General features: G+C 43.0%; 18 protein-coding genes and 1 pseudogene. 7 read left to right on the top strand and 12 right to left on the bottom strand.

The window, feature by feature from the left end; all coding sequences use genetic code 11:
* Nucleotides 1-15: 15 nt before the first annotated feature.
* From AB4Z50_RS17715 to AB4Z50_RS17705, 3 genes are all read right to left on the bottom strand, one after another.
* The gene (locus tag AB4Z50_RS17715) at nucleotides 16-1,341 is read right to left on the bottom strand and encodes an ABC transporter substrate-binding protein (protein ID WP_441880926.1); all 1,326 of its coding nucleotides are present in this window, start codon (nucleotides 1,339-1,341) and stop codon (nucleotides 16-18) included.
* 121 nt (nucleotides 1,342-1,462) lie between these two features.
* Nucleotides 1,463-3,226 carry a sensor histidine kinase gene (locus AB4Z50_RS17710; RefSeq protein WP_441880925.1) on the bottom strand — a complete coding sequence of 588 codons (1,764 nt, stop codon included), beginning with the start codon at nucleotides 3,224-3,226 and terminating at the stop codon, nucleotides 1,463-1,465.
* A 44-nt stretch (nucleotides 3,227-3,270) separates the two neighbouring features.
* Nucleotides 3,271-3,453, bottom strand: a complete 183-nt coding sequence (locus tag AB4Z50_RS17705) for a hypothetical protein (protein ID WP_441880924.1) — start codon at nucleotides 3,451-3,453, stop codon at nucleotides 3,271-3,273.
* Between the two features lie 53 nt (nucleotides 3,454-3,506).
* Between AB4Z50_RS17705 and AB4Z50_RS17700 the strand changes: the two genes are divergently transcribed.
* The 6 genes and pseudogenes from AB4Z50_RS17700 (at nucleotide 3,507) to AB4Z50_RS17675 (ending at nucleotide 11,155) form a co-directional block, all read left to right on the top strand.
* Nucleotides 3,507-4,901 (top strand): ABC transporter substrate-binding protein, encoded by a 1,395-nt coding sequence (locus AB4Z50_RS17700; protein WP_441880923.1) that lies wholly within the window; start codon nucleotides 3,507-3,509, stop codon nucleotides 4,899-4,901.
* Nucleotides 4,902-4,999: 98 nt separating this feature from the next.
* The gene (locus AB4Z50_RS17695; protein WP_430054572.1) at nucleotides 5,000-5,914 is read left to right on the top strand and encodes a carbohydrate ABC transporter permease; all 915 of its coding nucleotides are present in this window, start codon (nucleotides 5,000-5,002) and stop codon (nucleotides 5,912-5,914) included.
* 15 nt (nucleotides 5,915-5,929) lie between these two features.
* Nucleotides 5,930-6,745: a carbohydrate ABC transporter permease gene (locus AB4Z50_RS17690; RefSeq protein ID WP_441880922.1), complete on the top strand. Its 816-nt coding sequence runs from the start codon at nucleotides 5,930-5,932 to the stop codon at nucleotides 6,743-6,745.
* Nucleotides 6,746-6,762: 17 nt separating this feature from the next.
* A complete protein-coding gene (locus AB4Z50_RS17685) occupies nucleotides 6,763-8,796 on the top strand; it encodes a DUF5107 domain-containing protein (RefSeq protein ID WP_441880921.1) in 2,034 nt (677 codons plus the stop codon).
* A gap of 502 nt (nucleotides 8,797-9,298) precedes the next feature.
* Nucleotides 9,299-10,462: pseudogene (locus AB4Z50_RS17680) on the top strand (glycosyl hydrolase family 8); the annotation flags it as partial.
* A 48-nt stretch (nucleotides 10,463-10,510) separates the two neighbouring features.
* Entirely contained in the window at nucleotides 10,511-11,155 is a 645-nt protein-coding gene (locus AB4Z50_RS17675; RefSeq protein WP_441880959.1) for a discoidin domain-containing protein, read from the top strand.
* Between the two features lie 65 nt (nucleotides 11,156-11,220).
* Here the strand turns inward: AB4Z50_RS17675 and AB4Z50_RS17670 are convergent, their stop codons facing one another.
* From AB4Z50_RS17670 to AB4Z50_RS17655, 4 genes are all read right to left on the bottom strand, one after another.
* Nucleotides 11,221-11,811, bottom strand: a complete 591-nt coding sequence (locus tag AB4Z50_RS17670; RefSeq protein WP_441880920.1) for a TetR/AcrR family transcriptional regulator — start codon at nucleotides 11,809-11,811, stop codon at nucleotides 11,221-11,223.
* A gap of 52 nt (nucleotides 11,812-11,863) precedes the next feature.
* On the bottom strand, nucleotides 11,864-12,319 hold the full coding sequence (locus AB4Z50_RS17665) for a VOC family protein (RefSeq protein WP_076271508.1): 456 nt from the start codon (nucleotides 12,317-12,319) through the stop codon (nucleotides 11,864-11,866).
* Nucleotides 12,320-12,467: 148 nt separating this feature from the next.
* Nucleotides 12,468-14,285 carry a glycoside hydrolase family 3 protein gene (locus tag AB4Z50_RS17660; protein WP_441880919.1) on the bottom strand — a complete coding sequence of 606 codons (1,818 nt, stop codon included), beginning with the start codon at nucleotides 14,283-14,285 and terminating at the stop codon, nucleotides 12,468-12,470.
* An 841-nt stretch (nucleotides 14,286-15,126) separates the two neighbouring features.
* On the bottom strand, nucleotides 15,127-17,301 hold the full coding sequence (locus AB4Z50_RS17655; RefSeq protein WP_441880918.1) for a glycoside hydrolase family 3 N-terminal domain-containing protein: 2,175 nt from the start codon (nucleotides 17,299-17,301) through the stop codon (nucleotides 15,127-15,129).
* 115 nt (nucleotides 17,302-17,416) lie between these two features.
* On the opposite strand from AB4Z50_RS17655, the gene AB4Z50_RS17650 reads away from it, so the two are divergent.
* A complete protein-coding gene (locus AB4Z50_RS17650) occupies nucleotides 17,417-18,211 on the top strand; it encodes a helix-turn-helix domain-containing protein (protein ID WP_441880917.1) in 795 nt (264 codons plus the stop codon).
* Between the two features lie 58 nt (nucleotides 18,212-18,269).
* On the opposite strand, the gene AB4Z50_RS17645 is transcribed toward AB4Z50_RS17650, so the two are convergent.
* The 5 genes from AB4Z50_RS17645 to AB4Z50_RS17625 all read right to left on the bottom strand — a co-directional run bounded on the left by AB4Z50_RS17645 (nucleotide 18,270) and on the right by AB4Z50_RS17625 (nucleotide 23,318).
* The gene (locus AB4Z50_RS17645; protein WP_441880916.1) at nucleotides 18,270-19,019 is read right to left on the bottom strand and encodes an N-acetylmuramoyl-L-alanine amidase family protein; all 750 of its coding nucleotides are present in this window, start codon (nucleotides 19,017-19,019) and stop codon (nucleotides 18,270-18,272) included.
* A 179-nt stretch (nucleotides 19,020-19,198) separates the two neighbouring features.
* Nucleotides 19,199-20,302: a hypothetical protein gene (locus tag AB4Z50_RS17640; protein WP_441880915.1), complete on the bottom strand. Its 1,104-nt coding sequence runs from the start codon at nucleotides 20,300-20,302 to the stop codon at nucleotides 19,199-19,201.
* Nucleotides 20,299-21,768, bottom strand: coding sequence for an ATP-binding protein (locus AB4Z50_RS17635; protein ID WP_441880914.1), 1,470 nt, complete (start codon nucleotides 21,766-21,768; stop codon nucleotides 20,299-20,301). Before AB4Z50_RS17635 ends, AB4Z50_RS17640 begins: the two co-directional genes overlap by 4 nt.
* Nucleotides 21,765-22,460, bottom strand: a complete 696-nt coding sequence (locus AB4Z50_RS17630; RefSeq protein ID WP_441880913.1) for a response regulator — start codon at nucleotides 22,458-22,460, stop codon at nucleotides 21,765-21,767. The genes AB4Z50_RS17635 and AB4Z50_RS17630 overlap by 4 nt, the downstream gene beginning before the upstream one ends.
* 228 nt (nucleotides 22,461-22,688) lie before the next feature.
* Nucleotides 22,689-23,318 (bottom strand): hypothetical protein, encoded by a 630-nt coding sequence (locus tag AB4Z50_RS17625; RefSeq protein ID WP_441880912.1) that lies wholly within the window; start codon nucleotides 23,316-23,318, stop codon nucleotides 22,689-22,691.
* Nucleotides 23,319-23,367 lie beyond the last annotated feature (49 nt).

The raw sequence follows: 23,367 nt of genomic DNA, 5'->3' as shown, positions 1-23,367 counted from the left end.
ATACATCGATAGGCTTTAATTATGCTGAACATATTGCACCGCTTTGCTCCAGTTTTCATTCATCTTGTTCTGAATGCCTGCTACTGACTCGCCTGCAAAAATTTCTTGCGCCAGCTTTTTCTCGTCATATTGCGCTGCGTTTTTCACTTGTACAAATTTCTCATCTAACGCGGAATACATAAAAGGTACAAATGGATGCTCTCTATTCTCCTCATTAAAAAAGGGAAGTACGGACTGAACATCCGTTAACGTAGATGAGCTTTGTGAGTTATTTATAAAAGCCTGATAAACCTCAGGGCTGAATACCCATTCAAGAAATTGTATCGCTTCTTCTTTGTTTTTGGAGTTTTTGTTAATCGCCATATACTGGTCCGGCATCGTTACAGAAAGCAGCGGTTCTTTGGTCGTTTCCCGCCACGGCAGCGCAAATGCACCTATATCCTCATCATTGCTCACTTTTGCCACATGATCCGAGTAATACCATTGACCGAGTGCGATCATTGCCGCTTCTCCGGACTGAAACAATTGTTTAGCCTGATCAAAGCCAATTTCGAGCGCGTTGGGACCAGCTAATTTATTTTCCGCGATCGTCTTGAGCATATCGGCTGCTTTGCCAAAGGCTGAGCCTCCTCCGAATGGTCTCAATTCGTTTGATATATTAGCCAAATAGTTCTCGTCCTTCGCAAAGATTGGCGGTCCAAATTCAATAAATGGATAGAAGGTCCAATCATCTTTGCCCCCGATAGCAATCGGAATATATTTGCCGTGCAATTTAATTTGATTCAGTACATCCATAAATTGTCCTAAGGTTTGCGGAACACTAACGCCTACCTCTTCAAAAATACTTGGTCGATAATACACATACTCAGAGAAGGATATGAGAGGCAAGCCAAGTGTTTCCCCTTCTATTTCAGCTGGGTATTTATTTCTGCTCGTTGCTTGCAATTGATTAAGAGACAGCAATGAATTTTTATAAATAGGCAAATGACCCGGTTTCAAATAAAATAGGTCAGGCAAATCATTTGCCGTCAGACGCACCTTTAAATATTGGCCGCTATTATCTGGAATCGTCTCTACTTCCACGGTTACATTTGGTTTGAGAGCCGAATATTCCTTCACCTTCTCCGTCCAAAATTCGATATCCGTCTTCGATTCCCATATTCCAAATTTCATTTTTACCGGCTGATTTTGATTGGAGGTTTGTTTCTGTGGTGTATTAACAACCAAAGAATAAATCGTATCATTGGTATCAGCCTTAAACATACCGATCCATCCTGCAAGCAAGCCTACCAATATCAGAGTAACGACTAAGACTGAGACAATATTTTTGTTAAATTTCATTTCCACTTCTCCCAGCAAAACCTGAACCCGCAAACGAATGATTGCGCTTTCACGTATATGGCATTTATTATACAGCGTTTATGGTTAGAAAAGATGACATTTTTAGTTAAAACATGATCATTTATGCTGAAAAATCAGCCATTTCCTCATCCGGTTCATTAATCAAAGGCAATCGAATGCTAACCTTTGTTCCCTGCGGCAGATTAGACTCGTATCGTAATCCATATTGCAAGCCGTAGTGCAGTTGTATCCGTCGATGTACATTTCGATTGCCCATTCCGCTAAACGTATAGGAGGCCGTTCTGTCTTCAAGCTGATCAATTACGTCTGAAGTCATTCCCATCCCATTGTCTGCGATCGTGATGAGTAAATTTTTATCTTCCTTTACGATTGTGATTGTGATGATTCCAGGGTAATCAATATCCTTCAGACCATGAATGATGCTATTTTCCAATATAGGCTGCAGCAATAGCTTTAACAAATAATGTCCTGAAACCTCAGGATCGATGTTCCATTCCATTTGGATGGGTCTGCCGAATCGAATCTCCATAATGTACAAATAATGCTTCAAATGGTTGACTTCGTCCGCTATCGTAGTTAGAAGCCCGCCGCGGTTAAAAGAGGAAGCTAAAAGCTGTGTCAACGAGTGAGTCATGTTGCGGATATTGTCCGCTTTGCTTATTAAAGCCATAAACTTAATTGCGTTTAACGTGTTGATTAGAAAATGCGGATTAATTTGCGACTGCAGCGCGGCAAATTCAGCTTTACGCTTTTCGACCTCCTGCTTCTCACGCTGGCTTATTAACTGGCGAACCTGTTCGGTCATTAGATTAAAGGAATGGCCCAGCCTCACCATCTCCAAGCTGCCTGAGCCTGTAAATTTCGCATTTAAATCTCCACCCGTTACACGAACCATTTGATGGAGAAGCACACGGATCGGCTTTGTCACATTGGAAACAAAATAGAAGGAAACGAGCACAAACGCTAAAATGATCAAAATAGCGAGAAACCACACAAACGAATTTACATTCCGGTAATTGGCGAGCAAATCTGCGAATGGAATAATTTGAACAATGTACCAATCCGTATTGTCTACTTTTGCATACGTTATTAATTTCTTATTGTCCTCTGAGTCATCCACGAAAGACCCTTCTACCCCGCGGCTTATTTCTTTCGACCAATTGTTCACAACGTGGCTACCTCTATCAATAACTGTATTCGAAGCGATGATTTGACCTTTGCCGCTTACAATATGCAGAACTGATTCCGAATTATCGCGTGACTGCAAAATATGATCGAAAGTTCCGCTTTCAAATGTAAAGAGGATCAATTCCATTTTGGACATTCGATTAGTCGTGCTTGGAGAGAGCGCAGCGGCCATCATGTACGGATTGTAATTCCCATAAAGAGCGTTCGGAAGCATGCCTTGAAACCGTATGACATCAGGCTTGCTAATCGTGTCACGGTACCAATCTTGCTCACGTACAGCAGAGTCATCCATCATCATGTTTTTTAAATATGAATATGATTTTCCGTTATCAAAAAAAAAGTTAACAGAGAGCACACGGCCAGAGACCGATGCGGTGTACTTCTCGATCATTATTTTCAGCTTATTGGCAGCCTTCTGCTTCTCGATGCCGCTCAAACGATTAATATCAAATATGGTGAAAATGACATCCTGATCTACGCCAATCGAAGCAAACAGACCAGACATGCGATTGATTTCCTGACTTACCGAATATGAAAGCGCTTTCGATATTTGCAGTGAGCGCCCAGTGTTTTGTTCGAGAATATCCCGTTCGTAAATGTTCAATATGACGGAGCATATTAAAAAGACAGGTACGATAACAACCGAAATAAAAAATAGTTTTAATATGGTAGACATGCGCAAGTTTTTTTGCATATTGGCTCCTTGATTAGATGTTAGGCTTACTCCTCGTATATAACCACCTCAAGCTCATCGCTGTCAATATTCATTTTGGCAAAACCTATTTCCTTTCTATTAATAAAGTAATGCACCCGCTCGCTGTTTGCTGCAACCGCTTCCTTATCAGCAATAACCAAATATAAATTGAGTACAAAATATGACGGATTCAGTTCAAAAATGGTCATGTACCCGGTTGCATACCCAGCGGTATACTTACCAAAAAAAGGAGGAGTCAACAATGCAAAGAAACAAAATATTTTCGATTTTATTAACAGTAATGATGATCTTTTTAGCCGTCGGGTGCTCAAACTCGAAGAGCAACAACCCGGAGGTTACCGAGTCTCCCGCTCCTGCTGCAACAACCGAGCCCACTTCTGCTGCCGAGCCAAGTCCCGATGCTGCCGGCCTTGATGGCAAAGTGGTCTTCTGGTCCATGTGGAGCGACACCGAACCGCAAGCAAAAGTGATTAAAGTGGCAGTCGATGAATTTAAAGCTGCTAATCCAAAAGTTACCGTCGATCTGAAGTTTACAGGACGGGATATTAGAAAGCTGATTAAACCAGCACTCGACGGCGGCGAACAAATCGATATATTCGAGGATGATCCTTCCGTTACGATGGCGATAGTTAAGGACCATTTGCTGAAGCTGGATGAATATTTGGCTACACCATCTGTAGGCATGGAAGGAAAATCATTGCAAGATTCACTTATGCCAAGCTTAATGGATTGGACAAAATCTTTGTCAGTAACAGCAGGACTTGAAGAAGGCCACTATGCGATTCCACAACAGCCGTTCGCTGTACTATTTTTCTACAACAAAGAAGTGTTTGAGAAAGCAGGAATTACGACTCCGCCTAGCTCATGGGAGCAGTTTATGGAATATTGTGAGCTGATTAAAAAATCTGGCGTTGCTCCAATTACATTCGATGATGCATACCGTGATTTGTTTATCGGCGGATACCTCAGCAGCGCAATGGGCAATGAATGGGTCGACGCACTCGTGAATGACAAAACAGGCGAGATGTGGAAGGATCCAATCATCCTTCAATTCGCCAAAGATATGGTCATGATGAAAGAGAAAGGTTACTTCTCTTCTAAGCTTGCAGGCAGTAAATACCCAGCTGCACAGCAGGATCTCGTATTCGGTCAATCCGCAGCTTATCTGAACGGCACTTGGCTTCCGAATGAAGTTTCTGCCACAGCAGGTCCTGATTTCAAATGGGGCTCCTTCCAATTCCCAACTGTGCCTAACGGCAACGGAAAAGGTCAGAATGAGCTGACATTTGGCGCACAAGCTCTTATGCTGAACAAAAACAGCAGCAATAAAGAAGCTGCTATCGAATTAGTTAAATATCTGGTAAGCCAAAAAACACAAGCTGAAATGGTGAAGCAAGCTCAAGCTATTCCCGTTTCTATCGATACAGAATGGCCTGCAGCACTCGCTGAAGCAGAAACAGCAATTAACAACGCTAAGGTCAATGCGCCTTGGGGCTACGGAATCAACAACTCCGCTGACTTCTCCAAAGGTGTAATCGTACCCGTATTTATGGAGCTTGCCGCTGGTAAATTAACGGCAGACGCTTACGTCAACAAAATGAGTGCAGAAGCCAAAAAGTTTTATGGCACAAAATAACGTTAATTAAATACTTCGATCATTGTGCAGCGATCCTTCGGATTGCTGCACAATGACGTTATAACGGATTATGAATCATATCCGGGAGGGAAATTTACATGCAAATTAAAAAACCGATGATTGCCCTTTTCCTTTTGCCGGCGGTACTCATCTATCTTGCAGTCTTTCTATATCCAACGCTCAGAGCTTTGCTGATGAGTTTCTATTCCTTGCCGTCCATATCAAGCAAAATGTCAGAGTGGTCATTTATCGGATTCGAAAATTACACAGACCTGTTCCGCAACAGCTATTTTATGGACTCTGCATGGAATGTTTTGAAAATATGGCTGTTTGGCGGCATCATCACGATTTGCTCCGCCTTCCTATTTGCTGCTATTTTATCATCCGGCGTCCGCGGCAAAACGTTCTGGCGCTCGCTCGTTTATTTGCCGAATACCGTATCTGCAGTCGTGTTATCCGTTATTTGGATTCATTATATATTTAATTCAAGCTATGGCTTCTTAACGAAGCTGTTCCGTTTCCTTGGACTCGATATGCTTGCCGATATTCAGTGGACGAGCGACAGTTATTTGTTCCTCTCCATGCTGCTGGCGTACTGCTTTGGTTCCATCGGCTACTTTATGCTTATCCTTAACGCCGGAATGGACCGTATTCCACGCGATTATTACGAAGCTGCTCTGCTCGAAGGGGCTAATCCATTGCACAAGTTTTTCCGAATCACGCTGCCGCTGCTTCAGGACATATTCCGTATGACGCTCGTTTTATGGACGGTAACAGCCGTGAATTTCTTTGTCTGGTCCGCTACCTTTGGTGGTGCGAGTGAAAGCGTCGCTACGATGACGCCGGGCTACTTTATGTATCTCAAAGTGTTTGGCGACGGCACTTCAGTTTATACGCAGGATGCCTTTAATGTAGGAGCAGGCGCGGCAGTAGGCGTTAGTATTACGATATCAATTCTAATCCTATCCGCCATCATCAATCAGTTCTTCCGTAAAGAACGTCTTGAATATTAAAGATGAGGTGTTAGCATGGTTAATAAAATTCGGTATGTCCCGCTCTATTTGTGGCTGCTGTTCACGATTGTATTGTTCGGCTTCGCCATTCTAGCTTCACTGAGCACAACAAGAGGCATTTTTACAAATTCATTATTTGAGAGCGGCATTCATTTCTCCAATTATATCGATTTATTCAAAACCCAGAAGATGGGACGGTACTTTCTGAACAGTGTTATTTATACCGTTTCAGCTTGCGTCGGTGTTCTCGTTTTCGCTGCTCCTGCCGCTTATGTTTTGGGCAGAGTAAAATTTCGCGGCAAAAAAATAGTCAATCTGATGTTTTTATCCGCAATTTCCATCCCTGGCCTGCTCATATCCATCCCGCTTTTTTCATTGTTCGTTGAGCTGAAGCTTACGGGTTCCATTATTACGCTCGTATTAATCTATATTTTCACTAATATTCCGTTTAGCGTATTCCTTCTCACCGGATTTTTCGCTTCCATTCCGAAGGAGTTGGAAGAATCAGCAGCTGTTGACGGCTGCGGCCCTATCCAGACGTTTATCAAAATTATATTGCCGGTTGCCCAGCCTGGCCTCATTACAGTTTCTATTTTCAACTTTATGTCGATATGGAATGAGTATTTGTATGCGCTTATATTTGCTGGTGATCCGAAATATCAAACGCTCGCGCTTGCATTGCAATCCATCGTACTCGGCTTTACCAACACAGGAAACTATTCCGGTATCTTTGCAGCATCCATCATCGTATTTTTGCCTACTTTCATTTTGTATTTGTTTATTTCCAAGCGAATTGTTGCAGGCATTACGGTTGGATCAGTAAAAGGATAGAAAGGAGTTCATTCACCATGCGTGTATATCAATCTACCTTACGGATCGAAGGCTCAAGCATTGGCGATCAAAATCCGCTGCCGATGTTCCGAAATCGTCAAACACATAGAGAAGTCAGTGATAATGGCACTCTTCCAAGCGAGCTAAGATCGAAGCTAGGATATGAAGCAGGGGAACGTTATTTACCCTACCGAATGCAGGATCGTTATACAAGAGATCGGAAAAATCTATTGCTGGAAACTATCGTGCTCGAAAATGAGCATTTGCAGGCTGTCTTTTTACCTGCTTATGGTGGAAGATTGTATTCTCTTACGGAGAAAAAAACGAATCGCAGCCTTCTCTATACGAATCCGGTGCTGCAGCCTGCCAACCTAGCGATACTGAACGCTTGGTTCTCTGGAGGAATAGAGTGGAATATCGGCCAGCTCGGACATACGTTTACCACATGCTCCCCCGTTCATGCAGCCATTCTGCAAGATGAGAACGGAAACGATTTTCTAAGGCTGTATGATTATGAGCGCTGTAAAAACGTGTTCTGGCAAATTGACTTTCATCTGCCCGCTGGTTCAAACAAGCTCATTCTTTATGTGCGGATCGTTAATGACAATGATAAGTCGGTTCCGATGTACTGGTGGACGAACATCGCTGTAGAGGAAACACTGCAAGCACGTCTATTTTCGTCAACAGATGAAGTCATTTATATTGACCATAAAGTGAAAGGATTTGGCCTTGGCAAGCTGCCTTATCTGCCGACTGTACCGGGCAAAGACGTCACCTATCCGCTGAGCTTTCCTTTCTCGAATGAATATTTCTTTCAAACGCCGGCAAGCTGTGATGCGCCTTGGGAAGCTGTCGCCTATGAGGATGGACGATTATTTTATGAACGCTCCACCTCTCTTCTCCGTTATCGCAAAATGTTTTGCTGGGGAAACCATGCCGGTGGAAGACGATGGTGCGATTATCTTGCTAACCCCGGTGAAGGAAATTACATTGAAATTCAAAGCGGCTTAGCGCCAACGCAGCTGCATGGACTTGATATGCCTGCTCAATCGGAGTGGGATTTCACACAAGTAATCGGCATGACCGATATTAAAATCGACAAAGCCCACCAACAGGATTGGAATCAGGCGAATCAATACATTCGAGATTGTGTCGATCATCATATCGATGCCGAAGAAATGGAGAAGCTGCATGAGTCCATGCGAGCTCTCGCACAACAAGCACCTGAGCAAGTCCTTTATACGGGTTCTCCATGGGGTGCGCTAGAGCAGCTGCGCCGAGAACTGAAGGAAAATCGATCGATTCCTGAAGGCTTTTATTTTACTAAGCTAAGCACAGCGCCAGAAGCCGAGCATAGCGATTGGCTCGCCCTTCTTGAAACAGGAACGCTTCCAGACCACGACGTGCAAGAAGTGCCGAAAGCATGGATGGTTCAGGATGAGTGGCTTGCCTTGCTTGAAGAGAGCCTCGAGCACCAAGAGAATCAATCATGGAACGCTTATATGCATTTGGGCATCATGCTTTATGAGCGAGGAATGGAGCAGGAAGCTATCGATGCATGGGAGAAATCGATAGACATTCAACCATCCGTATGGGTGTATCGAAACCTAGCAGAAGCGATGAAATATGCCTCGCGAATCGATCTGGCGCTTGCCTACTGGAAGAAAGCCTATCTCGTTTCCAACTCGTTCCCTGATCGAGCTTTGGCTGAAGAATATTTAAATTTGCTCATTGCTGACAAACAGTACGAAGAGGCGTGGCAAATGTACAATGCATTGCCTGAAGCCTATTCGAGCAGTGACCGCATTCAAATTATAGTAGGCGTTGCCGCACTTGAGCTTGAACAGGATGCATTCGTTAAGCAATTGTTCCTTAAGGAATTTGCGGTCATACGTGAAGGTGAAATATTAATCATAGAGCTATGGTATAAATACAATGCCAAGAAGCTTGCACAATCAAGGGATGAATCCTATTCCGAAATACATCTTGAAGAGGCGAAAAATAAATTTCCGCCGCCAACCAATATTGACTTCAGAATCATAGGTGAATAAAAAGATGACGGTGCGTAGTAACGTACCGTTTTTCTGTGCTTTGAGAATGCTGCCTCGCCCTATTCTGTTCCGTTTTAGGCATAATATAAAAATTGAAATTGGCTGTAGACATATACAAATTTTGTGTGTTACATTGATTAACATAGAGGCATGAACGAAAAACAACCATCAAGAATGGATGGCTAGAAGTAACTTGGTTGATTCTATAGTGTGTCCTGCACCTTTAGTCTCATCTGAATTACTTTTTTTATAGGCCTAAAGTTAAAGCGCTTAAATGTTTTTATTTTTTGCATTTAAATTAAAGCGCTTTAATTTTGTTTAAGCTTGATTACAAGCAAAGGAGGCTGCGAATCTGTCGACGGTTATACAACTATAATTTTAGGAGGAGTTTTAATTGCGCACTTTAAAAGCAAACAAAAGTATGATGAAATGGATGGGCCATGTCTTTCTCTGCTCAGCGATGCTTCTAACTTTATTGGGTGCACCCGCTCCACTTCAAACGAAGGTGCATGCTGCAGGAGAGCTAAAACCATTTCCGCAGCAGCTTAACTATCCTGGCATTATAAAACCTAACCATGTCACTCAGGCAGCTATGAATACAGCAGTTTCGAGTTATTATACTTACTGGAAATCAACCTATTTAAAAAACAACCTATCCTCATTGCCTGGCGGCTATTATGTCAAAGGGGATATTACCGGCGACGCTGATGGTTATGATCCGCTTGGCACTTCAGAGGGGCAAGGCTATGGCATGGTAATCACCGCTTTGATGGCAGGTTTTGATTCAAATGCCAAAACCATTTATGACGGCCTATTCAAAACCGCTAGAGCTTTTAAGAGTTCAGGCAACTCAAATCTTATGGGCTGGGTTGTTGCAGATGCTGCTGGAGCACAAGGACATTTTGGCTCCGCTACCGACGGTGATTTGGACATCGCTTATTCCTTAATACTTGCTGACCAGCAATGGGGATCAGCTGGCACGATAAATTATTTGGCAGAAGCCAAAAAAATGATTACGAACGGTATCAAGGCGAGCAATGTCACGACGAATAACCGCCTGAACCTTGGCGATTGGGATGCTAAGAGTGCATTAAATACCCGTCCCTCCGACTGGATGCTCTCGCATTTAAGAGCTTTTTATGAGGTGACTGGAGATCAAACCTGGTTGAATGTCATTAACAACTTGTACACTGTTTATAGTCAGTTCTCAAGCGCCTATTCAGCTAGCACAGGGCTGATTTCAGATTTTGTTGTCGACAATCCTCCAAAGCCAGCTCCACAAAACTACTTAGATGAATTTCCAGAAACTAACGAATACAATTACAATGCAAGCCGGGTTCCATTAAGAATCGTAATGGACTATGCTTTCTACGGCGACACGAGAGGCCGAGATATTGCTAACAAAATGGCCGTATGGATCAAAGGAGCCACAAGCGGCAATCCGAATAACATTAAAGATGGATATAAACTAAATGGCGGAGTTAGCGGTTCATACGCAACAGCTGTTTTTGTATCGCCGTTTATTTCAGCAGCAACAACGAGCAGCACGCACCAAGCATGGGTAAATGCTGGATGGGATTGGATGAAAAACAAAAAAGAATCCTATTTCAGCGATTCCTTCAATTTGCTTAATATGTTATTCATTTCAGGAAACTGGTGGATACCAACTGCTGGTGGAACAACGGACACCCAAGCACCTACAGCACCAACGAATTTGACTGCATCCGCTGCATCAAGCAGCCAAATTAATTTGAACTGGTCAGCTTCTACCGACAATGTTGGTGTATCTGGTTATCAAGTATTTCGCGGCGGCACATTAGTAGGCTCGCCTTCTGGCACGACCTTTACTGACACTGGCCTAAACGCTTCCACGTCATATAGTTATACAGTGAAGGCCATTGATGCTGCGGGCAATCTTTCTGCGAGCAGCAATACAGCCAGCGCAACAACGAGTCCGAATTCAACAACAACGAACCTTGCTTTAGGCAAGACCACTGTAGCAAGCTCAATTGAGGGAACAGGATTTGAAGCTTCCAAAGCGACGGATGGCAATTCGACGACAAGATGGGCGAGTGTTGAAGGAAGCAACAACGAGTGGATTTACGTAGACCTTGGTTCCATTCAAAACGTCAACCGTGTGAAATTAAACTGGGAAGCTGCTTACGGTAAAGGCTATAAAATCCAAGTTTCCACAAATAGTACAACTTGGACAGACGCTTTTACAACGACAACAGGCAATGGAGCCATCGATGATATTACGTTTACATCCAAAAGCGGAAGATATGTAAGAGTGCTTTGCACGGCACGAGGTACAGCTTACGGATACTCACTTTTTGATTTCGAGGTATACGGCTCTTAATAGTTAAGCACACACAAAGCCTGAACGATAACTGTCGGTCAGGCTTTGTTTTGTTTGCCTCTCATTTAACGAAGGCCGTCTAGAAGCTTACACAGCGTCTGCAAACAATCCTCCATCGCTTCAGCAGCCTCAGCGGTATCCGATATTTGTGCGAGCCAAAGTGCCGCTTCATTCATAGCTCCCGACAACAAATGAGTGGCAGCATCCAGACGAACACCCTTAAGGTAGCCCTGCTGCTGCATCATTTCCAGCTGTTCAAGCAGCAATTTCATCGACTGCTGCTCATCCAGAAGCCTCCACTCCTCCCAGCCAAGCACGGCAGGACCATCGATTAGCATGATCCGCCTGTTTTGCGGCTCGATTGCAACAGTCACAAATGCGCGGCATCCCAGACATAATTGCTCCCACAAATCGTCGCTAAGCGAAGCCTCTTCCTCCAGCCGCTGCGCTACTTCAGATTGAACAAGTGAAAGCACCGCTCGGAATAAACCTTTTTTGCTGCCAAAATGGTGATAAACAGCCCCCCGAGTGACCTCAGCATCTTTGGCTATTTCCTCTAGTGAACTGTCCGCAAATCCGAAAGTGGTAAAATGATGCCTCGCCACATCCTCTAGCTTATGAATCGTCTCTTCCGTATCTTTTTTCGTTTTCCTCATCCTGTTGCTCCTATTTTCTTAAAAGCTCAGAAGGAGCTTCAAGCAAGCTCATTTAATTATCAGCTGCTGCTCCCTCTTGCTGCCACACTGATTGCACATAGTTCATGCTTTCTTGTTCCGAGGGCGGAATAATTGCAATGACATCTATTAATACGCCGCCGGGATCAGAGAGAATAAAATGTCGTTGCCCAAAATCCTCATCGCGAATATCCTGCTCCAAAGACAGCTTCGCATCAAGGACCAAGCGCTTGTACTCACTATCTACATTATCAACTTCCATGTTAAGAATCAATCCTTCAGCTCTCTTACGATAGCTCGCGGGAACCGTGGAATGACTTGCTGATAGCAGCGCTAATTCATAAAAGCATTGCCCTTCACCCGTCTTCCGCAAGCTCACATACCAGTCAGACTCGTACACAACTTCAAAACCAAAGTAACGTTGATAAAAATCAGCACTTTTCGCTACATCCTGTGACATCACAACTGGATAAAAACTGTTCATTTTCAAATGGAAGCTCTCCTTTAGTATTTATAGGATTGAATATAATCGGATTTTAACATACGTACAGTATGTATGTAAATAGTTTTGTTATTTACTCTGGCCGATCGCAAAAAAATGACCTTCCGGTAATGAAGAAGGTCATTTCTATGTCAGGCTAGCGATAACTCAAGCCAAAGTTTCTTGAGTATTCGTTATTTAAGGTCACAGGCAGCTTCCCCTTTGGCTTGGAACCAAATATGACCTTCACAGCAGCTTCCCACGAAATCGGAATCGGTGTTATCCAGTACCAATTATCAAGCGCATAGGTTGAAATATATGCCTTCACGTTCGGATATTCCAAAATATCGCTTGGGTTTCCCAGGGAGACAGCTGCTACCGGCTTTCCAGTTGCAAGTAATCCGTTCACCAGATCCACTTGCCCTTGCGGTATTTGCTGATCCGACTTCGTAAAAACAATAATTCGATCTGCATTTTCAGCCTTCTCGACCGCTTTCTTAACCGCTGACCTTGTAGCATCTAACACTTCTCCCGCAGCTTCTGCTGCCTGATAAGAAATGACTTTGCCTTTGCTTATTTGCCTAACTGCTTCTGCAATCTGATCCGCATAAGCCATACTTACGACAAGCGTTGTCTGATTTGCTTCCGCATCAAATGGAAGGACATTGTCATTTTTGATGAGCGTTATGGAATCCAGTGCCATTCGCTCAGATAACTCACGGTGTTCTTTTTTCCCTACTACCTGGCTCACATGATTAATGTCTACCAAACGATGCTCAAACATCTCTAACTTGAATTTATAGGTTAGTATCCGTTCCACCGATTCATCCACTCGGCTTCTCTCGAGCTTGCCGTCCTGCAATGCTTCATAAAGGGACTCCAACGTATCGAATTGATCAGCTTCAGAGCCATTTGCCATGACGATATCTGCTCCCGCATTGATGGCCATAACCGCCGCTTCACCCGCTCCCCAATTGTCGGATATCGCTTGCATCACCATAGCATCTGTGACAATGATCCCTTTAAAACCCATTTCCTTTCTCAACAATCCTGTAAGAACTTTCTTTGAGAGTGTTGCAGGAAGTTCAGCATCAATCGCTTCAATAATAATATGTGAAGTCATAATAGACTCGATTCCTTGGTCGATTACTGCTTGAAATGGAGGGAGATGCACGGTTCGCAGCACTTCTTCGCTGTAAGACACTTTTGATAACGACATATGAGTATCAAAACCTGTATCCCCATGCCCTGGAAAATGCTTGGCGCTGGATATCATTCCTTCGCTTTGATAACCCCTCACCTCTGCAACAGCCATATCGCTTACAAGCTTCGTGTCTTCTCCAAAAGACCGAACACCAATCACTGGGTTCATCAGGTTCGAATTGACATCAACGACCGGCGAGAAACTCCAGTGAAAACCCATTGCTTTGGATTCAACAGCCGTCAAGCGCGCAGCTTGTTCCGCATAATCCACATTTTGTGTAGCTCCAATTGCCATCTGTCTTGGCAATACCGTTGCCTCATCAGGTACTCTTTGAGCTGCGCCATATTCCAAATCGCCAGAAATAAATAGAGGGATACCTAATCTGGATTCAGATTCCAGTTGCTGGAGCGCATTAGTAAACCGGGCAGTATCGGCAGCAGAATTCATTCGTCGATTCAAGAGGGCACTGCCTACACCGTATTCCTTGATCATTTTATTTGAGAACGAATCCGCTTGACCCGTAGGTGTATACATCACAAGCTGGCCTATCTTTTCCTTATCCGTCATTTGACTTACAAGCTGTTTAGCTTTACTCGCATTGGATATCTCTTTGTCTGTAGATTCCGAAGGTGATGGTGTTTGAACCGTTTCGGGTTCATTACTCTTTTTTTGGAAGTCTATTACGAATATTAGAGCTATGGCGATAACCATTACAAATGTAAATAACATAACTGATCGCTTCTTCATCGTTACCTTCCTTTGCTTATTCATTTCGGATGATATGAGTTAATGCTTCCCATATGTTCCGAATAAATCCCCTTCATTCACATTTCTTGCCTAGTGTAGCACGACCATTTTTAGGAGAACAATATTGGAAATTCATTATTTATTATAGTTATCCATGCTTTTAAATCTGCTCAAAAAACAACACCCCAAGCCATTTGTTGACTTGGAGTGTGCTTATTTTACTAGAATTGCTGGTGGTATTATCGCGTGATGACTATACAAAACCTCCATAAATGACAGCTGGTGAAGCATGACTTCAATCAAATCTATAAACCTCCAACTGCTTTGAAAAACGTTGACAACGGTTGTTTCAGTTACTACTGAAATGTACAACCCTATAACACAAGATCGCATTATAGTTGAAAGCAAAACGTTATAAAACCTATAACTAACGAACCCAGAAGTGCTTATTTAAAGCATTCGTAGTGGAATAAAATTGTAACGAACTCCAGAAACGTTATTTCGAGAAAAACAGCTCATAAGACCCTGTAAAACTTGTAATAGCGCCAATAAGGTTCGTTAAAATCTGAGAACAATCGTTTTCTGCATAATAAGCATGATACAGTTCCTTAGAGAGTCGACTTGGGGCTGACTAGAGCAAATCGATTTTTGCATCGCAGCTTGCCAAAGGTAAAACTAGTGCTTAGCTTGCTCTCGCTTGCCCATAATCGGTTTAAGCAAACAATCATTCACCAAATAAAAAAATAACGGTAAAGGGACAGCCCTTCACCGCTATTTTTTCATGTTCTATAATCTCTCTGCTCAAAGCGAGCGATCACTTCGGCGAATTCACTACTACTGCTGGAACAGCATCCCCTGTTCACATTTATTCTACTGTTATTTCACCGATCAAGCCCTTCTCGGAATGAGGACCAACCATCAGCTGGAAAATGCCAGGCTCAACCGACAAACGGTCATCTGCTCCTATGATGGCAAGCTCCGAAGGGGTTACCGAGAATGTCACCGTCTTCATCTCACCGGCACTTAAGCTCACCTTGGCAAAACCTTTTAGTTTTTTGAGAGGCTGTGTTACGCTTGCCGCTGCATCACGAATGTACAGCTGCACTACTTCTTCACCTGTAACGCTGCCTGTATTCGTAACATTTACAGAAACAGATACGGAATTCGAGCTGCTTATGCGAGCTGAGCTCACGACTAGATTGTCATATTCAAAGTCGGTATAGCTCAGACCGTACCCGAAGGGATACAATGCTTGCACTGGAGCATCGATATATCTTGAAGAATACACGCCTCCTGGAGGACGTCCTGTGTTCTTCCGGTAATAATAAAGCGGGATTTGTCCTACACTCCGCGGGAATGTTGCTGTCAGCTTGCCGCTTGGGTTATAGTCACCAAACAAGACATCAGCTATTGCATTGCCGCTTTGAATACCTAAGTGCCAGGATTCTACAATTGCTGTTGCCGTGTCATCCAGCCAAACGGTTGTCAGCGGACGGCCATTGAACAATACAACGATAACCGGCTTGCCCAGTTGTATTGCTGCTTCTACGAGCTCACGCTGCTTACCAGGCAAGTCCAGTTCTGATCTGGAGTTTCCTTCACCGCTCATCGTCAGACTTTCGCCTACTGCAATAATAGCAGCATCCGCCCCAGCAACTGCTGCCAGCGCCTGTTCAAAGCCGCTCTCGTCTTCACTTTCAATGCCGCAGCCTTCCGCATATAGCAGCTGTGTGTCTGGCGATACTTTCGCTTTAATGCCATCAAGCAGTGAAACGACATCATCCGCATTGCCGTCGGCTGCCCAGCAGCCAAGCGGATCTTTCGTGTTCGTTGCCATCGGTCCAATAACAGCGAGCGTTTTCAGCTGCTTAGAAAGAGGCAGTATACGATTATCATTTTTAAGCAGAACGATAGACTCTCTTGCTGCCTCGCGTGCCAATGACACATGCTCCTCTGACAAAATAACACTTTGGCTTCGTTCTGGATTTACGTATGCATTCTCGAACAATCCAAGTTTCATCTTTACAGCTAAAATTCTGCCTACAGCGGCGTCGATCAGGCTCTCGGCAATCCGTCCCTCTTGAACGAGCTTCGGCAAGTATTTGTAGAATATGCCTGAATGCATATCCATATCCGTACCTGCTTTAATCGCAATTTCACACGCTTCCTCCGCGTCTCGGGCAACACCATGAGTGATTAATTCGCCTAGAGCATTGTAATCACTAACGATGACGCCTTCAAAGCCCCATTCCTCACGTAAAATAGTCGTAAGCAAATAACGGTTGGCACATGCAGGAATGCCATTCAATTCATTAAAGGATGCCATAATGCTAAGCGCTCCAGCTTCAACCGCTTTACGAAACGGCGGCAAAATAACTTCACGCAGCACGCGGTCCGAGACGTCTACCGTATTATAATCCCTGCCCGCTTCCGCAAATCCATATCCGGCAAAATGTTTAGGACAGCTCGCTACAGAGAGGCTTTCACTTGAAGCATCATCGAGCTCGGCGCCCTCAACCCACGCTTTTGCCATAATCTCGCCTACATAAGGGTCTTCTCCCATCGTTTCGGCAATCCTTCCCCATCTAGGATCTCTCGTAATATCGATCATCGGCGCAAACACCCATGAAATACCGTCGGAAGCTGCTTCCTTAGACGCTGCTGCTGCTGTTCTTCTAATCAGATCTGGGTTCCAGCTTGCCGATTGAGCGAGTGGAATAGGGAATACTGAACGGTAGCCGTGAATAACGTCTCTCCCAACGATCATCGGTATGCCAAGCCGTGACTTTTCAATGGTTTGTTTTTGCAGTGTATTCGCTTGTTCAACGCCCGATAAATTAAACAACGAGCCTAACATTCCTTTATCGATGAGATCCTTCATGATTAGATTGATCTCACCGCCGGCATCCGGATTTATCGCATGAAAGCCCCAGTCAAATTGCGACATTTGGCCAATTTTTTCTTCTAATGTCATTTGGGAAATCAAGGACAATACTTTCTCCTTTATTTCCGACGAGAACAACTTCTTGTTTCCTGCCATCGATAACAACTCCTTCATGTATATACTGTCCATTATGAAGGAAATAGACAGGCATTTGTAGAAACAAACTAATGATAAACATCAACGATCTGCTTATGGAAGAGGAGAAACAGTAATGAAGGAAACTGGAATAAAGCTCGATTATTGTGCCTTTATGTACCATAATACGCCTTTTAGACATACCTTTAAATCCGGCCTCGAAACCTATATCATTCGATTGCAGACTGAAGGCTTATGCCAAGCATTGATTGCAGGGCAGGTCGATATCATCGAGCCTGGCGACCTTCTTCTGTTTGCCCCCGGTGAAGTTTATGATCTGAGAATTGGCGAGCTTGGGCCAAGCGGAGACTATTATGTGATCTGCAGCGGTTCTTGGCTTGATGAATGGTGGAAGCTTCAGCGAAGACCCCAAAAAACAAAAATAGGTGAGAACGGGAGAATAGCAGCTTTATGGCAGCAATTAATACTAGAAAGCAGACGGCATGACGGCGGTAATCCTGAACTATTGTGTACGCTGATGCAATCACTTTGCTATTTGCTCGATAGAGCCATAGATGAAGCAACCTCATACAACTCCGGTCCCAAGCTGCTCGCTTATAAAATAAAGCTTTATATCGAGGAGCATGCAGCGATTCCGTTCACTTTATCCGATGCTGCGAAACATACGGGACTTAGCGTATCCCGCTCGGTTCAGCTGTTCAAAGCTGAATTCGGCATGTCCATTATGCAATATGCCCAGAAGGTGCGTCTGGCGATGGCGCTGGAACTAATGGGCAAAAGTCCGCTTACGCTCGAACGTATTGCCGAAGAAACCGGATTCGGCAGCTATACTTACTTCCATCGCGTGTTCCAGCGGTATTACGGCATCTCACCTGGCGCATACCGAAAACAAATGACAGAAAAACAATAAGCCACGTCCAGAGGACGTGGCTTATTGTTTCATTTCCTTTAAACGGATTACATTCGAATTAGGATTGTATGATTGCATCTTCTGAATTGTTTTTAAAATATTGCTTCAAACCTTCAACAATAGCTTTCGCAGCACGATCTTGTCCATCTTCTCCAAGTAAAACGGCTTCTTCAACGGGGTTTGTCAAATAACCTACTTCGAGCAAAATCGCCGGCACCTTGCTTAGTGAAAGAACCTTTAACTCTTCATTCCGTATTCCGCGATCCCGAAAGCCCATTGCCTTTACAACTTGATTATGCATAGTCTGAGCTAATTCAATATTTTCATCAAAACGATAAAACGTTTCAATTCCACCAACATTCTCGTCCTTATAGGTGTTCGCATGAATGGATAGAAGAACATCTGCTTCCATTTGATTTGCTATATCAGGACGTACGTCCAGATCAATAAACGTATCATCATTCCGGGTTAGATGCGGCTCAAACATGTTCTCTTGCTTTAACAGCTCGTACACTTTCTGAGATAACGATAGTGTAAAATGTTTTTCCCTTTTTCCGCTAGCTCCTTCCGCCCCAGGATCTTTGCCGCCATGCCCTGCATCAATGACAACTTTGTATATCCTATCTGGTTTTCCATCCAAGGATTGCTGCTTCGTTGGAACAATTGGCGGATTGGCTGACAGAGCTTGCGACTTTTCTTCTTTGTTTGCGGCAAAGCCTATTAAAGTTACACTAATTAAAACTAGAGTGAATAAAAGCACAATTAGCCTGACTATTCGCGATTTTCGTTTTTTCGTATACGAGTACATGTTGTCCTCCTAAGTAATAGATGTTTAGCAGCTTCTTTATTTATACATAATCCTCATTTCGAGCACTTCTCCAATTTGTAAACAAGTTGTATCTAAAAATGTTGAAATGCGTCGGCTTATGAAACACAAAAAAACAGCCATCACCGATGGAAGCAGTGATAGCTGTTTGGAAACATGTTTTATTTAAACTCAATGATGTAATTCATCGATAATTGTACGGACAATTGGCTTTTTACTTGAGCGTCAAATGACTTCCAGCCGCTCAAATAGAGCTTGTTGCCCGATGGACTCCACTCCATTTGACCCGGATTTATTCCTTTGAACACCTCCTGTTCATTCAAAAGATTGTTTCCTTGCAATTTGGCAATATAGATATTCAGCGAATCTTTCGAGTATGCAATATATTTGCGATCCCTTGTTAAACGGAAATTACCCACTTGCTCACCTAAAATCGTGGTAGCTTTATTGCGGCGATCATATGCAAACAGCAAATTGTTCTCGCTGACAAACAAAATTTGATCATTATTGAGAAAGTCTACCGTCCCATCACGATTCAACAGATGATTATACAAACTGGAAATTCCAGTGCCGTCTATTTTACCGAACAAGATCGATTGTCCATCATACATTTGTCTGATGATCAATACCGTTTCTCCATTATCAGAAATTTTCGCATATCTCGACCAGCTTTTCTCACTTTCATACGGAACATCATATTTCTTCATCTTTTTAGTCGTAACGTCGTAAACGGCAAGCTTTTCTACTTTCTGATCATCCCATATGAAAAAAGAGAGATACCGGCTGTTGTTAGACCAGATCATCGTAGCCGACAAAGAGTCCTGCATATCCTCGACAGTAATCGCCTTGCCATCAATCTGGCTGTAGATCTTCAGGGTTCTGTTTTTGTTATTATCCCAACCGTAAACTGCGATTTTAAGCCCATCTGGGGACACCATGCTTGCTTCTGAATATTGATTGAAATTCATAACCTCTTTCATCGTCTGATTCTTATAATCAAAGCGCTGCAAGGTTTGAGTAAAATCTATATTTTTGAGCATGCCTAGAATCTGCTCATTGTCTGACCATCCGAGAATTTGGATTTCACTCTCCTCTTCCTCAAACATGCGATAGATTTTGCTTACTTCAAAATCACCGTTCGAATGGGCCAATTCTGGTGCCGCTTCTGTATCTGGTATAACGACGGTTCTTGAATTAAATTTCGTAGATGCGCAGCCCGACAAAATAACGAGGATAAGCAGAGCAAATACTGATTTTCTAATCACGAGGTCACCTGCTTGTTATCAAATTGCGGGATGTGAACAATTACGCTTGTTTCTCTATCCTCGCTTTGGATTTGAATGGTTCCTTGATGTTCTTCAACAATGGCTTTGCAAATGCTAAGCCCCAATCCGCGGCTCCCGACTTCTTTCACAAGACGACCATTTTCTCTATAAAAGGGTTCATAAATACGGGCTAAATGTTTTGGTGCAATGATATCTCCCTGATTTATAAAAGTGAATTGTATGACCTCGGAGATCAGACCTGCCTTCACTATAATTTCAGAGGAAGCATCGCTGTATTTAATCGCATTATCAATCAAGTTGATAAACAGCTGTCTTAATTTAGTTGGACTGCCCTCAATGATGAGATGATCTTCTAATTCGCAAACAATATTTTTGTTATACTTTTGGGCTTTGAACGCCATACCTTCACAAACGCTTAGCAAAATAAACCCTGCATCAACCATTTCATAGGATGCTTTAGAATCTGTTTCCTTAGACAACTCCAATAGCTGCAAAACCATTTCGTGAAGACGAGCACTTTCATCCGCTATATGCGCAATACCTTTCTCGAAAAAAACCTCATCATTTTGCCCATTGTCTTTGATCATCTGCGCGTAGCCCATGATAGAAGTTAGAGGTGTTTTCAGCTCATGGGTAACATTGTCGTAAAATTGCTTGCGATGCTGGTTTAACTCTTTAAGGCGGTCACGGTCCTTTTCTATTTTGCCAATTTGAAGTCTAATTTTCTCAATCATTTGATTGAAGTTATGAGCAAGCTTGCCCAGCTCGTCCTTTCGGTTTAAAGAGATATGGACATTAAGATTGCCGTTTATCACTTCCGTTGAAACTTTGGTCATCTTGACGATGGGCAGTGTAATGTTCCAGAACAATGCATAACAAAGCAGCAAGCCCATGGCAAAGATAGCGATCGTTACATACAAAATGACATCTAATATTTGCCTGCTGTTCTCATAAAGCATCGATACATCTTTGGAAAATCGTAAAATACCTATTTTTTCACCGTCAATGACAACCGGATATGAAAAATAGATCGTAGATATTTTTTCTTGATGGGAGATGGTATAAGCGGTTTCTCCCTTGAGAGCATGCTTGAAATCGTCTCCAAGTGGACTCATGAAGGGAGCACTGTCCGATGCAGCAAGCTGCTTGCCCTTTAATGAATAAACAGCCACTTGGCTAGACGTAATATTTTTCAAATCAACAACCAACTCTTTAGACATCTGCTCGAAATAAATTTCATCATGACTATAATGATTGATCATAAACGTCTGTTTTACATAAACATTGCTGTTTTTCTTCATCGTATTCAAATCCTGCGTAATGATGGTTTCGTTGCTGGATTCAATAATTTGCATGACAAAATGATGCAGCAGCAATAGCGAGGTGACAAAAATAACTAACAATCCGATTAAAAACTTAACCTTGATAGACTGTACCATATTCATTCCACATTCTTCTCGAATTTGTACCCGACACGAAATACCGTAGTAATGATGTCATTGGCATCAAGCTTTTTGCGCAAACGCTGAATATGAATATCCACGGTTCGAGTATCACCAAAATAATTATAGCCCCATACTAAATCAAGCAAATTTGATCGAGTAAATACGCGTCCTCTAGAGCTCGTCAAAGTCATCAATAGGTCAAATTCTTTTGGTGTCAGCTCAATGAGCTCATTGTCTTTTTTGACCATTCTTTCGGGTACATTAATTTCTATCGTTTTGAACTTGATGATTGCTGGCGCTGCTTCTTCGTTCACTGCCGTTATAGGATTGATTCTGCGCAGTAATGTACGAATGCGGACGATTACTTCACGCATATCAAATGGTTTCGTAATATAGTCGTCGGCGCCAAGCTCCATTCCGATAACTTTGTCGGAAATATCAGACCTAGCCGTAATCATGATGATCGGAAGCATGTATTTCCCCATAATTTGCTTGCAAATATCAAGTCCGCTTTGATCGGGAAGCATCCAATCAAGCAGCAGCAGATCAGGCTTGAACGCTTCGATTTCTCTTAAGCCATCCTTGCCGTTATGCGCAAGCTTGGTTTGAAATCCCTCTTTCTGCAAGCCATATGCAAGCAAATCAGCTATCGCTTCTTCATCTTCTATGATCAATATTTTGGTAAGCTCCATTCGTTCATCTCCATTCACCCTTGATCGTATCACAGCCTCGTTTTCACAAACAACTAAGCCCACAAAAGTTTACAGTATTGAAACAAGTCGGATGCATAACAGTTGGATATACTTAGCATGCGCAAAAAAGCAAATATCGACTATTAAAATTTGAAGTTGCTCGCTGTGTACGAATAAAAAAACGCAACCCATATCGGGTTGCGCTAAATACATTTTGATTTGTAAATGTTAGCCTATGCCATGCTCTTTTCGAATGTTGTACATTTCTTGAATCAACAGATCTCCTGGATCCCGGTTCAACTGCAAATGAATCAACAAGTAATGCAAAGAAATCGCACATACGTTATTTCCGCCTGTGAGTGCCGGAAATCCAGCTTCAAAGACTGGACCGTGGTCTTCCTTCCAAGCAAGACCTGCATGCACCTGCTCCGCAGCAAACTCTTCCGTTACTGCTTTTATACATTCCGGAACGAGTATATTGTCAATTATCTCTTTAGCCTCAGCTTCATTCGTTGCTGGTTTTGGGAGGGGCTTGCCACCCTTCGTCTCCATAAGTTCAACGAAAAAGGAAGACATCCATACTGCAGGATCATTGTCCGATTGGAACCTGTTAAGCAACTCATGCAGAAAAAAACCGCAGGAATATCGACTACCCGATTCATCCTTCACATGAAATATAAAAACTGGGCCATAATCATGGAAATTCGAAACCTGTGCCTCAACATCGTTATACTGTATTCTTAAAGCTGCAAGGCCATTATCGTAAACAGCTTTTATAAGCTCCGCCCATTCCTCCTTGGACATCTCTATTTCCTCGCTATTTACTTCCAAGTCAGTTGTCTCATTGTTTACGTTCATAGTTCCACCTGTCTCCTATCTTACTATCATCCTGTAAAGTAGGCTTCAT

The organism is Paenibacillus sp. 2TAB26 (assembly GCF_052115145.1).
Classification (GTDB): Bacteria; Bacillota; Bacilli; order Paenibacillales; family Paenibacillaceae; genus Pristimantibacillus.
The sequence above is the reverse complement of the archived record's forward strand: the minus strand, read 5'-3'. Positions and strand labels throughout refer to the sequence as shown.

What these genes read in the sequence shown, in the direction of transcription:
- AB4Z50_RS17700 (WP_441880923.1), top strand. Translation starts at nt 3,507, where the DNA reads ATGCAAAGAAACAAAATATTTTCGATTTTATTAACAGTAATGATGATC.
- AB4Z50_RS17660 (WP_441880919.1), bottom strand. Translation starts at nt 14,285, where the DNA reads ATGAATAAGCAAAGGAAGGTAACGATGAAGAAGCGATCAGTTATGTTA.
- AB4Z50_RS17715 (WP_441880926.1), bottom strand. Translation starts at nt 1,341, where the DNA reads ATGAAATTTAACAAAAATATTGTCTCAGTCTTAGTCGTTACTCTGATA.
- AB4Z50_RS17690 (WP_441880922.1), top strand. Translation starts at nt 5,930, where the DNA reads ATGGTTAATAAAATTCGGTATGTCCCGCTCTATTTGTGGCTGCTGTTC.
- AB4Z50_RS17655 (WP_441880918.1), bottom strand. Translation starts at nt 17,301, where the DNA reads ATGGCAGGAAACAAGAAGTTGTTCTCGTCGGAAATAAAGGAGAAAGTA.
- AB4Z50_RS17645 (WP_441880916.1), bottom strand. Translation starts at nt 19,019, where the DNA reads ATGTACTCGTATACGAAAAAACGAAAATCGCGAATAGTCAGGCTAATT.
- AB4Z50_RS17670 (WP_441880920.1), bottom strand. Translation starts at nt 11,811, where the DNA reads ATGAGGAAAACGAAAAAAGATACGGAAGAGACGATTCATAAGCTAGAG.
- AB4Z50_RS17625 (WP_441880912.1), bottom strand. Translation starts at nt 23,318, where the DNA reads ATGAACGTAAACAATGAGACAACTGACTTGGAAGTAAATAGCGAGGAA.
- AB4Z50_RS17635 (WP_441880914.1), bottom strand. Translation starts at nt 21,768, where the DNA reads ATGAATATGGTACAGTCTATCAAGGTTAAGTTTTTAATCGGATTGTTA.
- AB4Z50_RS17685 (WP_441880921.1), top strand. Translation starts at nt 6,763, where the DNA reads ATGCGTGTATATCAATCTACCTTACGGATCGAAGGCTCAAGCATTGGC.
- AB4Z50_RS17650 (WP_441880917.1), top strand. Translation starts at nt 17,417, where the DNA reads ATGAAGGAAACTGGAATAAAGCTCGATTATTGTGCCTTTATGTACCAT.
- AB4Z50_RS17695 (WP_430054572.1), top strand. Translation starts at nt 5,000, where the DNA reads ATGCAAATTAAAAAACCGATGATTGCCCTTTTCCTTTTGCCGGCGGTA.
- AB4Z50_RS17710 (WP_441880925.1), bottom strand. Translation starts at nt 3,226, where the DNA reads ATGTCTACCATATTAAAACTATTTTTTATTTCGGTTGTTATCGTACCT.
- AB4Z50_RS17705 (WP_441880924.1), bottom strand. Translation starts at nt 3,453, where the DNA reads ATGACCATTTTTGAACTGAATCCGTCATATTTTGTACTCAATTTATAT.
- AB4Z50_RS17630 (WP_441880913.1), bottom strand. Translation starts at nt 22,460, where the DNA reads ATGGAGCTTACCAAAATATTGATCATAGAAGATGAAGAAGCGATAGCT.